The 15,799-nt window shown below is 68.2% G+C and carries 9 protein-coding genes and 2 rRNA genes; 2 read left to right on the top strand and 9 right to left on the bottom strand.

Translation table 11 applies throughout. The features are described 5' to 3' along the window. Positions 1 to 54: 54 nt before the first annotated feature. From DDP54_RS12450 to DDP54_RS12430, 5 genes are all read right to left on the bottom strand, one after another. Positions 55 to 3,164: ribosomal RNA gene (locus tag DDP54_RS12450) — 23S ribosomal RNA — on the bottom strand. A gap of 461 nt (positions 3,165 to 3,625) precedes the next feature. After that, positions 3,626 to 5,148: ribosomal RNA gene (locus DDP54_RS12445) — 16S ribosomal RNA — on the bottom strand. Together the 16S and 23S rRNA genes form the textbook arrangement of a ribosomal RNA operon. Positions 5,149 to 5,752: 604 nt before the next feature. Beyond that, positions 5,753 to 6,703: a tetratricopeptide repeat protein gene (locus DDP54_RS12440; protein ID WP_109132003.1), complete on the bottom strand. Its 951-nt coding sequence runs from the start codon at positions 6,701 to 6,703 to the stop codon at positions 5,753 to 5,755. A 28-nt stretch (positions 6,704 to 6,731) separates the two neighbouring features. Then, on the bottom strand, positions 6,732 to 7,697 hold the full coding sequence (locus tag DDP54_RS12435) for a hypothetical protein (RefSeq protein ID WP_242448386.1): 966 nt from the start codon (positions 7,695 to 7,697) through the stop codon (positions 6,732 to 6,734). 32 nt (positions 7,698 to 7,729) lie between these two features. Continuing rightward, on the bottom strand, positions 7,730 to 9,385 hold the full coding sequence (locus DDP54_RS12430; RefSeq protein WP_109132001.1) for a hypothetical protein: 1,656 nt from the start codon (positions 9,383 to 9,385) through the stop codon (positions 7,730 to 7,732). A 203-nt stretch (positions 9,386 to 9,588) separates the two neighbouring features. Here DDP54_RS12430 and DDP54_RS12425 point away from each other — a divergent pair, with 203 nt between their 5' ends. Next, a complete protein-coding gene (locus tag DDP54_RS12425; RefSeq protein WP_242448385.1) occupies positions 9,589 to 11,829 on the top strand; it encodes a hypothetical protein in 2,241 nt (746 codons plus the stop codon). A gap of 33 nt (positions 11,830 to 11,862) precedes the next feature. Beyond that, on the top strand, positions 11,863 to 12,285 hold the full coding sequence (locus DDP54_RS12420; protein ID WP_109132000.1) for a hypothetical protein: 423 nt from the start codon (positions 11,863 to 11,865) through the stop codon (positions 12,283 to 12,285). 52 nt (positions 12,286 to 12,337) lie between these two features. On the opposite strand, the gene DDP54_RS12415 is transcribed toward DDP54_RS12420, so the two are convergent. Genes DDP54_RS12415 through DDP54_RS12400 form a run of 4 tightly spaced genes read right to left on the bottom strand, consistent with a single transcriptional unit; the run spans position 12,338 to position 15,772 of the window. Next, positions 12,338 to 13,159: an alpha/beta hydrolase gene (locus tag DDP54_RS12415; RefSeq protein WP_109131999.1), complete on the bottom strand. Its 822-nt coding sequence runs from the start codon at positions 13,157 to 13,159 to the stop codon at positions 12,338 to 12,340. Further along, entirely contained in the window at positions 13,156 to 13,959 is an 804-nt protein-coding gene (locus DDP54_RS12410; RefSeq protein WP_109132575.1) for an alpha/beta hydrolase, read from the bottom strand. Before DDP54_RS12410 ends, DDP54_RS12415 begins: the two co-directional genes overlap by 4 nt. Positions 13,960 to 13,970: 11 nt before the next feature. After that, positions 13,971 to 14,279: a hypothetical protein gene (locus tag DDP54_RS12405; RefSeq protein ID WP_109131998.1), complete on the bottom strand. Its 309-nt coding sequence runs from the start codon at positions 14,277 to 14,279 to the stop codon at positions 13,971 to 13,973. 38 nt (positions 14,280 to 14,317) lie between these two features. Next, the gene (locus DDP54_RS12400; RefSeq protein ID WP_109131997.1) at positions 14,318 to 15,772 is read right to left on the bottom strand and encodes a beta-glucosidase; all 1,455 of its coding nucleotides are present in this window, start codon (positions 15,770 to 15,772) and stop codon (positions 14,318 to 14,320) included. Between the last annotated feature and the right edge of the window lie 27 nt (positions 15,773 to 15,799).

The raw sequence follows: 15,799 nt of genomic DNA, 5'->3' as shown, positions 1-15,799 counted from the left end.
GTTCCCGTTCGTATCTCGGGAACCGCACAGTGGACGCGTAGCACACAAGTTGGTGTGATGAAGTTGTCGGCTTATTAGTACCGGTCAGCTTCGTGGGTCTTGAGTCCCCACTTCCACATCCGGCCTATCAACCCAGTGGTCTAGCTGGGAGCCTCTCGGGACAAGTCCCATGGAAACCTCATCTTGAAGCAGGCTTCCCGCTTAGATGCTTTCAGCGGTTATCCCTTCCGAACGTAGCCAACCAGCCGTGCTCCTGGCGGAACAACTGGCACACCAGAGGTTCGTCCGTCCCGGTCCTCTCGTACTAGGGACAGCCCTTCTCAAGTTTCCTGCGCGCGCAGCGGATAGGGACCGAACTGTCTCACGACGTTCTAAACCCAGCTCGCGTACCGCTTTAATGGGCGAACAGCCCAACCCTTGGGACCTACTCCAGCCCCAGGATGCGACGAGCCGACATCGAGGTGCCAAACCATGCCGTCGATATGGACTCTTGGGCAAGATCAGCCTGTTATCCCCGGGGTACCTTTTATCCGTTGAGCGACGGCGCTTCCACAAGCCACCGCCGGATCACTAGTTCCGACTTTCGTCCCTGCTCGACCTGTCAGTCTCACAGTCAAGCTCCCTTGTGCACTTGCACTCGACACCTGATTGCCAACCAGGCTGAGGGAACCTTTGAGCGCCTCCGTTACATTTTAGGAGGCAACCGCCCCAGTTAAACTACCCATCAGGCACTGTCCCTGATCCGGATTACGGACCGAGGTTAGATATCCAGAGCGACCAGAGTGGTATTTCAACGTTGACTCCACCGACACTGGCGTGCCGGCTTCACAGTCTCCCACCTATCCTACACAAGCCGCACCGAACACCAATACCAAACTATAGTAAAGGTCCCGGGGTCTTTCCGTCCTGCTGCGCGTAACGAGCATCTTTACTCGTAGTGCAATTTCGCCGAGTTCACGGTTGAGACAGCGGAGAAGTCGTTACGCCATTCGTGCAGGTCGGAACTTACCCGACAAGGAATTTCGCTACCTTAGGATGGTTATAGTTACCACCGCCGTTTACTGGGGCTTAAATTCTGAGCTTCGCCTTGCGGCTGACCCGTCCTCTTAACCTTCCAGCACCGGGCAGGCGTCAGTCCGTATACATCGTCTTGCGACTTCGCACGGACCTGTGTTTTTAGTAAACAGTCGCTTCTCCCTGGTCTCTGCGACCCTCAATGCTTCCCCCAGCTAGTGGGTTCACACGTCGGGCCCCCCTTCTCCCGAAGTTACGGGGGCATTTTGCCGAGTTCCTTAACCATGATTCTCTCGATCGCCTTGGTATTCTCTACCTGATCACCTGAGTCGGTTTAGGGTACGGGCGGCTTGAACCTCGCGCCGAGGCTTTTCTAGGCAGCATAGGATCACCCAATCATCCCGCGTTCGCGGTCACCATCAGCTCTCAGGCTTCACGAGAGGCGGATTTGCCTACCTCTCACCCTACAACCTTGGACGTGGACTACCATCGCCACGCTGGGCTACCTTCCTGCGTCACCCCTGTTAATACGCTTACCTACTGCCGGTTCGGGTCGCGCGCTCCCCCGTCCGGTGTCCCCGAAGGGACGATGGACGGCTTCGGGCGCTTAGCATCACCGGGTTCGGTATGGGCGGTTCTTCGCCGGTACGGGAATATCAACCCGTTGTCCATCGACTACGCCTGTCGGCCTCGCCTTAGGTCCCGACTTACCCAGGGCGGATTAGCCTGGCCCTGGAACCCTTGATCATTCGGCGGACGGGTTTCTCACCCGTCTTTCGCTACTCATGCCTGCATTCTCACTCGTGTGGCGTCCACCGCTGGGTCACCCCGCGACTTCACTCGCCACACGACGCTCCCCTACCCATCCACACGCCTGAACCCCGAAGGGCTGAGCTATTGTGTGAATGCCACAGCTTCGGCGGTATACTTGAGCCCCGCTACATTGTCGGCGCGGAATCACTTGACCAGTGAGCTATTACGCACTCTTTCAAGGGTGGCTGCTTCTAAGCCAACCTCCTGGTTGTCTGTGCAACTCCACATCCTTTCCCACTTAGCATACGCTTAGGGGCCTTAGCTGGTGGTCTGGGCTGTTTCCCTCTCGACTACGGAGCTTATCCCCCGCAGTCTCACTGCCACGCTCTCACTTACCGGCATTCGGAGTTTGGCTAACGTCAGTAACCTGGTGAGGCCCATCGGCTATCCAGTAGCTCTACCTCCGGTAAGAAACACGTGACGCTGCACCTAAATGCATTTCGGGGAGAACCAGCTATCACGGAGTTTGATTGGCCTTTCACCCCTAACCACAGGTCATCCCCTCGGTTTTCAACCCAAGTGGGTTCGGTCCTCCACGCGGTCTTACCCGCGCTTCAACCTGCCCATGGCTAGATCACTCCGCTTCGGGTCTAGAGCACGCGACTGAATCGCCCTATTCGGACTCGCTTTCGCTACGGCTTCCCCACACGGGTTAACCTCGCCACGTACCACTAACTCGCAGGCTCATTCTTCAAAAGGCACGCTGTCACCCCTGCTAGGGAGGCTCCAACGGATTGTAGGCACACGGTTTCAGGTACTATTTCACTCCCCTCCCGGGGTACTTTTCACCTTTCCCTCACGGTACTTGTCCGCTATCGGTCACTAGGTAGTATTTAGGCTTACACAGTGGTCTGTGCGGATTCACTCCGGGTTTCTCGGGCCCGGAGCTACTTGGGATCCCCTTCGGGAGGCCACGCCATTTCGTCTACGGGGGTTCCACCCTCTGTGCCGGGCCTTTCAATGCCCTTCGACTATAACGCGGCTTTCTGACTCCCTGATCGGACGGCAGTCCGAACGGAAAGGTCCCACAACCCCGCACACGCAACGCCTGCCGGCTTTGACACGTGTACGGTTTGGCCTGATCCGCTTTCGCTCGCCACTACTCACGGAATATCTCTTCCTGCCGGTACTGAGATGTTTCACTTCCCGGCGTTCCCTCCACGCACCCTATATATTCAGGTGCGGGTCACTGGACATGACTCCAGCGGGGTTTCCCCATTCGGAAATCCTCGGATCACGGTTCGTTTGCCAACTCCCCGAGGCTTATCGCAGGCTACTACGTCCTTCATCGGCTCCTAGTGCCAAGGCATCCACCCTGTGCCCTTATAAACTTGATCACAAAAACTATAAAGATGCTCGCGTCCACTGTGCAGTTCTCAAGCTACGAACGATCCCCGTCCTCCCCGGCGCCTACCCCCGCACTCACCCGCGCATCAGCGCAGACCAGCTCAAGGGGCGGTTCATCCGGACCCGACAGGCCCGTGTGCAGCCACCCTCACCCCCCGACAACCACCGACCACAGGTCGACGACCACCGAGACGATCTCCGGGTGACCCGAGCGAACCGGCCTCAGCCTGTTCCCTCAGGACCCAACAGCGTGCCCAGCCGACCACCCCTCCAGCCCCACCCGTTCCACCCCCGGGTAAACCCGAGGAGTACTAAGCCAGGACCAGCAGATGAGCCGGCCATAGTCGATGTTCCACCCGTGAGCTCCACCCCAGTCACAGACGGACCGGGCATGGGCCTGGACATCGCCACCGGCCACGAAGGACCGACGCGCCTGCCAGATGCTCCTTAGAAAGGAGGTGATCCAGCCGCACCTTCCGGTACGGCTACCTTGTTACGACTTAGTCCCAATCGCCAGTCCCACCTTCGACGGCTCCCTCCCGTAAGGGTTGGGCCACCGGCTTCGGGTGTTACCGACTTTCGTGACTTGACGGGCGGTGTGTACAAGGCCCGGGAACGTATTCACCGCAGCGTTGCTGATCTGCGATTACTAGCGACTCCGACTTCATGGGGTCGAGTTGCAGACCCCAATCCGAACTGAGACCGGCTTTTTGGGATTCGCTCCACCTCGCGGTATCGCAGCCCTTTGTACCGGCCATTGTAGCATGCGTGAAGCCCAAGACATAAGGGGCATGATGATTTGACGTCATCCCCACCTTCCTCCGAGTTGACCCCGGCAGTCTCCTATGAGTCCCCGGCATGACCCGCTGGCAACATAGGACGAGGGTTGCGCTCGTTGCGGGACTTAACCCAACATCTCACGACACGAGCTGACGACAACCATGCACCACCTGTACACCGACCTTGCGGGGAGCACATCTCTGCACTTTTCCGGTGTATGTCAAGCCTTGGTAAGGTTCTTCGCGTTGCATCGAATTAATCCGCATGCTCCGCCGCTTGTGCGGGCCCCCGTCAATTTCTTTGAGTTTTAGCCTTGCGGCCGTACTCCCCAGGCGGGGCACTTAATGCGTTTGCTGCGGCACGGAACTCGTGGAATGAGCCCCACACCTAGTGCCCAACGTTTACGGCATGGACTACCAGGGTATCTAATCCTGTTCGCTCCCCATGCTTTCGCTCCTCAGCGTCAGTTGCGGCCCAGTGACCTGCCTTCGCCATCGGTGTTCCTCCTGATATCTGCGCATTCCACCGCTACACCAGGAATTCCAGTCACCCCTACCGCACTCTAGTCTGCCCGTACCCACTGCAAGCCCGAGGTTGAGCCTCAGGTTTTCACAGCAGACGCGACAAACCGCCTACGAGCTCTTTACGCCCAATAATTCCGGACAACGCTTGCGCCCTACGTATTACCGCGGCTGCTGGCACGTAGTTAGCCGGCGCTTCTTCTGCAGGTACCGTCACTTTCGCTTCTTCCCTGCTGAAAGAGGTTTACAACCCGAAGGCCTTCATCCCTCACGCGGCGTCGCTGCATCAGGCTTGCGCCCATTGTGCAATATTCCCCACTGCTGCCTCCCGTAGGAGTCTGGGCCGTATCTCAGTCCCAGTGTGGCCGGTCGCCCTCTCAGGCCGGCTACCCGTCGTCGCCTTGGTAGGCCATTACCCCACCAACAAGCTGATAGGCCGCGAGTCCATCCCTGACCGATAAATCTTTCCAGACACACAGATGCCCGTGCGTCTCATATCCGGTATTAGCCGTCGTTTCCCACGGTTATTCCAAAGTCGGGGGCAGGTTACTCACGTGTTACTCACCCGTTCGCCACTGATCAGACAGAGCAAGCCCCGTCGTCACCGTTCGACTTGCATGTGTTAAGCACGCCGCCAGCGTTCGTCCTGAGCCAGAATCAAACTCTCCGTAGATGTCTACATGGCACCCCACCACCAAAGCGGCAGAGCAACCGACACACGAAACGACCCCACCCCCAAAGGGCAGGACCAGTTAATTCGGCTGTAGAGGAACCCTCCCACGGAGGCAGGAGAGATCCCTCAGTCAACCAAGACCCACCACCACGCAACCCCCACCCCGAACGGGACAAGAACCACACGACGATGAACCATCTTGGCATCGACTACTTGGCACACTGTTGAGTTCTCAAGGAACAGACGCGCATCCCGCAAGGCCCTTCGACCCGCCCGGAGGCAACCGTTCTAACTTAGCGGAGTGGACTCCCTCCGTCAACTTGCTCGTTTCCGAGCTCGCTGCGGGGGTACCATCTCCTCCCGGACACAACAGCGTCGTGGCGACAGAGCCGCCATCTGTGTTGAGCCGGGGGTGGTCGCCCTCCGGGACCAGCCACCGCTGCGGACCATCTCTGGTCCTTCTCGGTGTCCGTTCCTCCCTGCCGGGCGACAACGTGAACACTACGCAGCGCTCCGGTGAACCGTCAAATCGCTTCGACGTGACGCCGATCACGCGCATGGACCCTGACCAGCGCAGATACCCAGGATTCGGGCATCGGTGCGCTCAGTAGAGCGCGCTGGCCAGAGCCCGACGAGCCGGCCCGACCCGCGGGTCGTCGCTGCCGACGACCTCGAACAGGTCGATCAGCCGGAGGCGGACGGCCTCGCGCTCCTCCCCGGCTGTTGCGCGCACCAGGTCGATGAGGCGGGTGAACGCGTCGTCGACGTTCCCGCCGAGCACATCGAGGTCCGCGACGAGCAGCTGCGCATCGACGTCGCGCGGGTCCGCCGCTGCTGCAGCTCGAGCAGCAGGCAGATCGGCATCGGTCGTCCGCACCAGAAGGTTGACCTGGGCCAGACCCGCGCGGGCCATCCCGTCGCGCGGGTTCTCACGGAGGGCCTGGGCATACGCGTCCGCTGCTCCTGCCAGGTCGTCCCGTTCGATCGCGTCGAACGCGGCCTGGTGCAGCGGCGGGAGCGGCGGCTCCTCCGGTTCCGTCGGCGGCTCCTCGCTGGTCTGCGCGGATGCGCCGACGGTCCCGGTCACACCGTTGGCTGTCGCCGCAGCGATGACCTGGTCGAGCACGCCGCGCACCTGCTCGAGGGGGTGCTGTCCCTGGAACAGCGGCAGCGGCTGACCCGCGATCACCGCGACGACGGCCGGCACAGCCTGCACCGACACCTGGAACGCGGCCGCGACCTGCGGGTTGGCCTCGGCGTCGATGCGGGCGAGCACGAACTTGCCGGCGAAGTCGTCGGCAAGGGTGCCGAGGTCACGCGCGAGCGCGATGCTGACCTCGCTCCAGGACGCCCACAGCAGCACCACGACCGGGTGCTCGGTCGAGCTCTCGACCAGCGCACCGAAACCTGCCTCATCGACGTCGACGACGTACGCGCCAGCCACGGCCAGTCCGCCCGGGCTTCCCGGCGGCGGTGTGGCCGGACGCGTGAGCGCAGCGAGATCGACTGCACCACGGACGTCGAGGCGCGGGGTGTTGACGGGGGGCTGACTCATCGTTGCGACTCCTGCGTGTAGCGGTTCGTCACTCGCCGGTGACGGAGGTCAGAGAGTGCTCCGCTGCGAGCACCTGGATCTGCGTGGTCGTCGAGCCCGCCGGCGGCACGTAGAACGCGACGACGTCGGTCCAGGTCCGCACCGAGCTCTTCGTGACGCTCGCTCGACCGGCCAGCGCCGCCTCGAACGGGTCGTCGAGCGCGACGCTGCCCTGCGCGACCGCGATCGTCGTCTGGGTCGTCACGGCCCCCACGACGATGGCCCCGCCATCGGCGGTCGCAAGAGCGACGATGCCGCCGTCGACGGGCGTGTAGGTCTCGGTGACCGTCGCGACCGCCTTGAGGCTCTCGGAGTACGCCGCCCGCCTGGTCTCGATGTACGTGCGGAAGAAGTCGGCGGGGAAGGCGCTGGCGAACGTCGAGGCATCACCGTTGGCAAGGACGTCGGCGTACTGCGCGAGCGTCTCGGCCGGGCTGAGCAGGAGGCCGGTGGCATCCATCGCGACCGGTGCGCTGCCGTGGGCCGTGTCTGCGGTCGCCGGCATCTTCACGCCGGCACCGAGACGCGCCCAGCCCCACAGCCGGTACGGGTCGCGCGCGGTCGCCTGCGTGAGCACGAGGAGACGGGGTGCCTGGAGGTCGTCCGGCTGCTCGGTGACCACGAGCTCGGTCCGCGGCCAGGTCGTGGTGTCCGGCACCACGAGAGTCTGGGCCTGGGTGGGCAGCACGGTCGGCGGCTTGGCACCGGCGGTCGCCGTCGCGCGCACGTACTCAGCGGTCCGGATCGCGAGCGCCGGCCCGATCAGCCGTTCGGGGAGGCCCGCCGGGTCGAGCGTGGCGTCGGCAGCCGCGAGCACCTCGCTGATCCGCGACAGGACACCCTCCGACTGGGCGACGCTCAGCACCGGCAGCGCGACCGCAGGCGCCGCAGCGGGCTCGGGCTGCGGCAGCGATGCGGCACATGCACCGAGCGACAGCGCGAGTGCAGCAGTCACTGTCACTCGCGCGACGTGGCGAAGCCCGGCCCTCATCGGTGCGTCCCCTCGTCGGTGGCTCCTGCGGCGTCATCTGCTCCCCCGGCGTCATGCCCGGGAAAGCCCCATGCGCGGCGCCAGGCATCGGCGCGCGCGCTGGGCGGTTCACCCGATGGCTCGTCCGTCGGCTCGTCGGGGATCACGGGCTTGCCTGCAGACCACGTCGGGCGCAGCGCGGGTGTCCGGCGCGACCTGCCAGCCACGTCGGCGTCCGGCCGTGCGGCGTCCGACCGTGCGGCGTCCTGAGCCGAGGTGGGAAGAGCGACGCCAGGACCAGCAGCGGGGTGCTGCGACGGCGACTGACCCTGCGCACCGCCAGGTACCCAGCCGCCCGGTGCGACCGGGGTGCCGGCCGCGGCCCGCGCGGCACCCGGGACGGCCGCACGCCGGAAGTAGCTCGGCAGGGCGGCCGTCGAGGACGTCTGACCTGAGAGCACGTCCGGCGGCGCGGCGTGCGGGGGCATCGGCGCGGCGGACGGCTGACCGCGTCGAGTGCGCGAGTCGTCGACCGGCGGCGTCGACGTGGCGGCCGCAGAGATGTCGGGCTCACGTCCGCCACGAGGGACGTTCGCGCCTCGTCCTGCGTCGCGGTGCGCGGCGGCGTGGACGTCCGCCGGTACTGGACCTTCCTCCCGTGCCGGAGCGTCGGCGGGCGCCGGGCCGGTCGCCACGGGAGGACGAGCGTCGTCCACCCCAGCTGGAGCCTCGCGCGGGGTCTCACGTCCCGCTCCGGGGATCAGCAGCGGCTGCGCCCCGGTCGCGGGGGCGTCGGCCCCGCGGCTGCGTCGGCGCGTGGCCGCGCCGATGGCCGCCTCCGCCTCGCGCATCTGCCGGCGCGTGAGCACGACCGTCTGCGTCGCGTCGACCGAGACCGCGCCCGCTCCGGGGCTGGAGACCGCGACGGTCGGCATGGCGCCCGTGAGCACCGGGTGCCACTCGGGCTCCGTCAGGCCGCGTCGGGCACGGAGCCACAGTCGCGAGGCGAGACCCAGCCCAGCAAGGAGGAGAAGGGCGCCGCCGACGACGCCAGGCCACAGCCACGGTGTCGTGACGGTGCGCGGCCACGCGAGCTCGATGACCGGCGACGGCTCGCCCAGGCTCGCGACGAGCAGGCTCCAACGGCCCGGCTGAGCACTCCACGTGAGCGTTGCTGTGCCGTTGCCGGTCGCCTGCGCGACCCACAGGTCAGAGCCGGACGGGTCGGCGACCGCTGTGGTGGCGCCGGCGGCGGCATCGGCCATCGCGGACGCGGAGGGATCGGTCGCGGCGGGTTCGGTTGTGGCGGGCTCGGTGCCGGTCGACGCAGCGGGGGTCGGAGCCTGCGCGGCCACGGCCTCGGTCCGCAGAGCGTGCCAGCCCGCCAACCCGGTGACCTGGGCGTGAGCATCCGTGCCTACCCAGCCGGCGACGTCGGTGTCACGACCGACGGCGATCACCACGGGCGTGTCGTTCGCGGCGTGCACCGTGACCGTGACCGGGTCGCCGGCGAGCTCGAGGACCCCCGGGTCCGCGACCACCAGGTGCGCATCCGGCGAGGCCGTCGCAACCAGGATGTCGTCGCCCCGCCACACGGTCGACGAGGCGACCCCGAGGCCGATGGCCAGGAGACCGAGCACGCCGAGCACAGCGGCGATGAGTCGTTGGAGCACGCGGGATCCTCTCGAACGTGACAGTCCAGGATAGGCAGGTGCCCGCGGCCAGGCAGAACGAGCGTCCCCAGGGCCGCTCGTGACGAACCCGTACCGGGTGCGCACGAGGACCGTTACCCTGGCACCAGACTTGTCGCCGACCGAACCGGCGCCTCTCCCGAGGTCGTCACGGACCGGCGCCCGCGCGCTCAGGAGGATCTTTCGTGCCAGAGGACCGTTCGCCCTTCCCCGTGGTCAACTTCCGCGGTTACGACCGGGATGCGGTCGACGGTCGGCTCGCCGCGCTCGAGCAGGCACTCGCGGACGCGCGCGCGCAGGTCGAGTCGCTCGACTCCCGCGCGATGCAGGTCTCGGGCGAGCTGTCTGAGGCGCACCGCCAGCTCCGCGAGGCCGAGCGCCCCACCTACTCAGGTCTCGGCTCACGGATCGAGCAGCTGCTGCGGTCCGCGGAGGAGCAGTCGTCCGACGTCGTCCAGCAGGCCAACGCCCAGGCGTCCGACTCCCTGGCACGCGCCAAGCTCGCGTCGGGTCAGCTGCGGGCCCGCGCCGAGAACGAGGTCGCGGAGCTTCTTGCCACGGCTCGCCGTGAGGCCGAGGAGCTCCGGAGCACCTCGACGACGGAGGCCGAGAGCACGCTCACCGCTGCGCAGCGTCGTGCCGAGGAGCTCGTCGGGTCGGCAGAACGTGAGGCCGCGCGGATCCAGAGCGCCATCACGACCGAGGAGAGCGAACGTCGCAGCTCCCTCGAGCGCGAGCTCGGCACCCTGCGGGCCACGGTCGAGCGCGAGGCGACCGAGCTGCGGATCTCGACCGAGCGGGCCGCGAGCGAGCTGCGCGGCACCACCGAGACCGAGACGACTGCCCAGCGCGAGGAGGCCGAGCGGTACGCGCAGGATCTCCGACAGAGCGCGGACGCCGACACGACGGCCCTGCGCCAGCGCGTCGAGGCCGAGCTGGCTGCCGCCCGCGGCGACGCTGAGAGGTTCGCCGCGATGCAGCGCTCGGTCGCCGCGACCGAGGTCGCGGAAGCCCGGCAGGCCCTCGCGGCCGAGCTCACGTCGCAGCGCACGGCCGCCCAGGAGTTTGCCGACAACGTCCGGGCCCGGGCCGAGCGCGAGGCGGCAGCGCTGCAGCAGCGCGTCGCGGCCGAGGTCGCCGCGCTGCGTGCCGAGGCCGAGCAGTACTCCGGGTTCGTCCGTGCGAGCGCCGAGCGCGAGACGGGCGAGATGCGCGCCGCGACGGCCGACGAGATCGCGGCGCTGCGGACCGAGACCGAGCAGACGGTCGCTGCCCTGCGGCTCGAGGCGGAGACGTACGCCACCGAGCTGAGGTCCCAGGCCGAGCGCGAGACGACCGAGCTGCGCGAGCGGGCGGCGCACGAGACCAGCCACCAGCGCGACGCGGCCGTCCGGGCGACGGCAGAGCTGCGCGACACGACCCAGCGCGAGACGACCGAGCTCACCGAGCAGACGCAACGTGAGGTCGCCGAGCTGCGCGAGAGCACGCGCGTGGAGGTCGAGCGACTGCTCACCGAGGCTCAGCGGACGGCGGCCGAGCTGACCGCGACGGCCAAGGCGAAGGCCGACGCGCTGGTGCGGCAGACCGAGAAGACGCTTGCTGACGCCGAGCTCAGCATCGCGGCGCGTCACGAGGAGGCCGAGCGGTCGGACGCCGATCGGCACACGACGGCTCGGTCCGAGACCGAGCGGCTCGTCCGCGACGCCGAGGCGCACGCCACCGAGGCCGAGCAGCGGGTCGCCAAGGCCCTGGAGCAGGCCGAGAAGGTGCGGATCGACGCCGAGACGCACGCGAAGGAGCTGCTCTCCAACGCGCGGCGCAACGCCGACCGGGTGGTCGCCGAGGCGCGCGAGCACGCCGAGAACTCCCTGTCGGAGGCGATGACCGAGTCGGAGCGCGAGCGCACGAGCGCGCAGCGGCAGGTCGAGGACCTCAACCGCCAGCGCGAGTCCATCACGTCCTACCTCGACGAGCTGCGCAACCTGCTCGGCAACGACCCGATGCCGAGCAAGCAGGCGCTCGAGCGCGCGCAGAAGGTCGAGGCACAGTTCGCCGACAAGCAGACGGGCGCACAGCCCATCGTGCCCGCCCGCGGCGCGGGTGGCGGGACCGTCGGCACCGCGGACAGGACACCGGCCGGCCAGCCCGCATCCCGGCCGGCTGCTCGACCGGCAGGGAAGGGCCGCCCGGCCCCGGTCTCGGCGGCGGCCCAGGTCGGCAGCGACGCGCCGGCCGATGCCTCGCCGCGCCAGGAGCCGACCGGGCGCAAGGTCGGCGACTCAGCTGGTCACGGTGGCGCCGAGAACGCGGCGACCGGCGCCGACGACGGCCCTCGGGACGACACGGCCGCTGACCCCCAGAGCGAGTCCGGGCCGCAGGGCGACGCTGTCCCGCAGGGCGACGATGCACCGGTCCCCGGCCGCTGACACCGCGGGAGCCGCGACGATCGGCTCACGCGCGTGACCGCCCCCGGCGACAGCACCACCTGGCGCGAGCAGCGCCGGGAGGCAAGCGCCGTCCATGCAGACGCTCTGGAGCGTCGACGGGCGGCCGAGGCCGCCCGGGCTCACGCACTCATCGCCGACTTCCTCGTGGACGTCAAGGCCCGGCGGGTGGCGCCGGTCCCGCTGCAGGCGCGCAGCTACGACGGCCGTCATCGCTACCGGACCCCGCTGTTCGGGTGGTACCTCCGACGCGACAAGAACGTCGCGATCGGCACCGACGGGAACTACTACGTCCTCGGCGTCCCCACAAGCCTGCGGGCCCAGCTGCGCGGGACGTCGGTCGTCCCACGCGATGCGCCGCTCGTCGTCGGGGCCGGCGGCAAGGACGGCGAGTCGCTCGACCTCAAGGACGCGCTCGCCCGTGTGCTGAGCTCCTAGGCCGAGCTCCTAGGCCGAGCTCCACGGCAAGGCTCCCGGGCGCTCCCGGGCGTCAGCTCCGGGCGCGCTGGTCCTCCACGTCGGCCCGACCGGCGAGCTCGCTGATCGCGTCGGCCACAGCGTCCGGGTCCTCGATCGCGGTCAGGTGGCCGGCATGCGGGACGACGACGAGCTGCGATGCGGCAAGCGCCGCCACCATGTGCTCGGCCGCGGCGACCGGCGCCGCGACATCCTCGTCACCCACCAGGACGAGCGCCGGCCCCTCGAACTGGTGCAGCACGGCGGTGCGGTCGGGGCGAGCGGCCATGGCCCGCTGGGACCACGCGACGCCGGCCGCCGACTGCTGCCCGATGAGGGCGCCCACACGGTCGACGAGCTCGGGGTGCAACGTCCGGCTCGACTCCCCGAGGAGTGCCGTCGCCATCGGACGCACGGCGTCCACGGTCCCCGACGACTCGAGCTCCGCCGCGACCCGAAGCCTGTTCGCGCGCGCCGCGTCGTCGTCCGCGGTCGATCGCGTGTCGAGCAGGCCCAGACCGGCGACGAGCGCCGGGTGGCGGTCGAGCAGCGCCAGCGCCACGTACCCGCCCATCGACAGCCCGACGACGATCGCCCGCTCCAGGCCGACCGCCGTCAGGGTCTGCGCGACCGCGTCGGCCGCATCATCGAGCGACGGGGCTGACGTCCCCAGTCCTGCCGAGCGGCCGAGGCCCGGGAGGTCGACGGCGAGCACGGTGCGCGCACCGGCGACGAGCGGTGCCATGTCGTCCCACATCCGCGAGTCGAGCGGGAAGGCGTGCAGGAGCACCAGCGGCAGCAGATCGGAGGGGCCCGTGCGGTAGGTCAGGACGTCGAGTCGGGTCGTGGGTGTCATGCGGACTCCTCGGCCGGGTCGGTGACGGTTCCCGACCAGTGGGTGGGCAGCGGCAGCGGGTGGCCGGGCAGGACGTGTCCGACGATCTCGTCGAGCACGCGTCGGACGGCGGGCTCCCCCACCCACAGGTGCTTCGCTCCGTCGACCCCGATCACCTCCGCGTGCCGGACCCGTGCGAAGCGGGCACGCGCCTGCTCCGGTCGCAGGTAGTCGTCGAGCTCGGGAACGAGGACGACGAGGGGCTTGCCGAACGCGTCCCACGCGTCCAGGTCGGCGTCGGTCGCGCGGTGCAGCGGCGGCGACAGGAGGATCGCTCCCTCGATGCCCGGGTCACGGCCGTGCATGAGGGCGAGCTCGGTCCCGAACGACCAGCCGACGAGCCAGCGACGCGGGAGGTCGTGGAACTCGGCGAACTCGATCGCGGCGTGCACGTCGAACCGCTCCGCGTCGCCACCGTCGAACGTGCCTTCGCTCGTCCCCCGCGGGCTCGCGGTCCCGCGGGTGTTGAAGCGCAGCACGGCCAGGTCGGCGAGCGCGGGAAGGCGCCACGAGGCCTTGCGCAGCACGTGGGAGTCCATGAAGCCGCCGTGCGTCGGCAGCGGGTGGAGGGTCACGAGCGTCGCGGCCGGCCGCGCGGGGCCGCCGTCGGCGCCGAGCGGTCGAGCGAGCTCACCGACCAGCGTCAGACCGTCGGCGGTGTGCAGCTCGACGTCGTCGCGACAAGCGGGAAGGACCGTCAGCGACCTGATCTCGGCGCCGCCGGCCGGCCGTGCGTGGGGGTGCGTCCGTGGGGTGCTCATCAGGCTCGAGCCTACCGAGCGGGCCGCCGACGGTCGCGTGCCGCCCAGCACGCGACGTGCCAGTGGCGCCGGTCGGCGAGCGCCGCCTCGGCGCCGAACAGCCCGTCGGACGCCCAGGCGACGACGTGCGCCGTCCCCGGTGCGATGAGCTGGTCGCACCCTGGGCACCGGTACTCGCGGTCAGAGCCGGGCACGCGTTGCACGGTCCAGTCGCCGCCCGGACCGGTCTCGCTGCTGCGCCCGCCCCGCGCGCGATCCACGTCGAGCGGCACAGGCTCGACGCCGTACGGGCGCTTCGTCGACCTCCGGCTGCTCGGCATGGTGCCCATCCTCCCCCGATGGCTCGCGCGGCGGAGGCTCAGCCCAGGCTCGCGGCCGACTCGATCGTCGGGATCGCGTGGGCGCGGATGAGCTCGGCGTACCAGTGCGCCGAGTCCTTCGGCGTGCGCTCGAGCGTGTCGTAGTCGACGCGCACGATGCCGAACCGGCGGTCGTAGCCGTACGCCCACTCGAAGTTGTCCATGAGCGACCACACGAAGTAGCCGCGCACGTCGGCGCCGTGGTCGATGGCCTCCCCGACCGCGTCGATGTGGTCGTGCAGGTAGGCCACGCGGTCGAGGTCGTGCACGCGACCGTCCGGCGACACCTCGTCGTGGAACGCGGCGCCGTTCTCGGTGACGACGAGGGGCAGGCCCGGGTAGGTGGTGTGGAGGTCGACGAGGAGCTCGGTGAGGCCCTCCGGCTCGATGTTCCAGCCCATCGCGGTGTGCGGGCCGGGCAGCGGGAGCCACTCGATGTCGTCGGTCGCGGGCCAGGCGCTCAGGGCTGAGGACTTGTGGCCGTCGGGCCCCGGTGTGCCGTCGCCCGGCACGCGCACGGCGTCCGACTTCCGCACGAGACCGGTCGCGTAGTAGTTCACCCCGAGGACGTCGAGCGGGATCGAGATGAGGTCGAGGTCGCCCGGCTGCACGAACGACCAGTCGGTGACCGACGCGGTGTCTGCGATGACGTCCGCGGGATAGGCACCGTCGAGCAGCGGACCGAGGAAGACCCCGTTGGCGAGCCCGTCGATCCGACGCTTCGCGTCGAGGTCCGCCGGCGAGTCGGACGCCGCGCGGGTCACGTGCAGGTTGAGCGTGATCGAGATCTGGGCGTCCGGTCCGACGACGTCGCGGACGGCGCTCCCCGCGAGGCCGTGCGCGAGGTTGAGGTGGTGCACGGCGGCGAGGGAGTCGGCGTGGTTCTCGCGGCCGGGGGCGTGCACGCCGGCTGCGTAGCCGAGGTAGGCCGAGCACCACGGCTCGTTGAGGGTCGTCCAGATCTTCACCCGGTCACCGAGCACCTCGGCCGCCTTGGCCGCGTAGTCCGCGAACCGGTACGCGGTGTCACGCGCCGGCCAGCCACCCGCGTCCTCGAGCGCCTGCGGGAGGTCCCAGTGGTAGAGCGTGACGACCGGGTCGATGCCGGCGTCGCCGAGCTGGTCCACGAGGCGGGAGTAGAAGTCGAGGCCCTTCGGGTTGAAGGCACCCGAGCCCGTGGGCTGGATCCGCGGCCAGGCGAGCGAGAACCGGTACGCGTGCAACCCGATCCGCTTCATGAGGGCCACGTCGTCGACCATGCGGTGGTAGTGGTCCGCCGCCACCGCGCCGGAGTCGCCGTTGAGGACCTTGCCGGGAGTCGCGGAGAACGTGTCCCAGATCGACTGCCCGCGACCGTCCTCGTCGACGGCGCCCTCGACCTGGTACGAGGCGGTCGCCGAGCCCCAGAGGAAGTCGGCGGGGAACTGGCGTCCGGAGGGGCGCGCTGTCGTCATCGGTCAGTCCTTCGTGATGGGTCAGGG

This window comes from Cellulomonas sp. WB94, from assembly GCF_003115775.1.
Lineage (GTDB): Bacteria > Actinomycetota > Actinomycetes > Actinomycetales > Cellulomonadaceae > Cellulomonas_A.
The sequence above is the reverse complement of the archived record's forward strand: the minus strand, read 5'-3'. Positions and strand labels throughout refer to the sequence as shown.

Coding starts and splice junctions, on each gene's coding strand:
- DDP54_RS12440 (WP_109132003.1), bottom strand. CDS start 6,703: ATGAGTCAGCCCCCCGTCAACACCCCGCGCCTCGACGTCCGTGGTGCA.
- DDP54_RS12415 (WP_109131999.1), bottom strand. CDS start 13,159: ATGACACCCACGACCCGACTCGACGTCCTGACCTACCGCACGGGCCCC.
- DDP54_RS12410 (WP_109132575.1), bottom strand. CDS start 13,959: ATGAGCACCCCACGGACGCACCCCCACGCACGGCCGGCCGGCGGCGCC.
- DDP54_RS12405 (WP_109131998.1), bottom strand. CDS start 14,279: ATGCCGAGCAGCCGGAGGTCGACGAAGCGCCCGTACGGCGTCGAGCCT.
- DDP54_RS12400 (WP_109131997.1), bottom strand. CDS start 15,772: ATGACGACAGCGCGCCCCTCCGGACGCCAGTTCCCCGCCGACTTCCTC.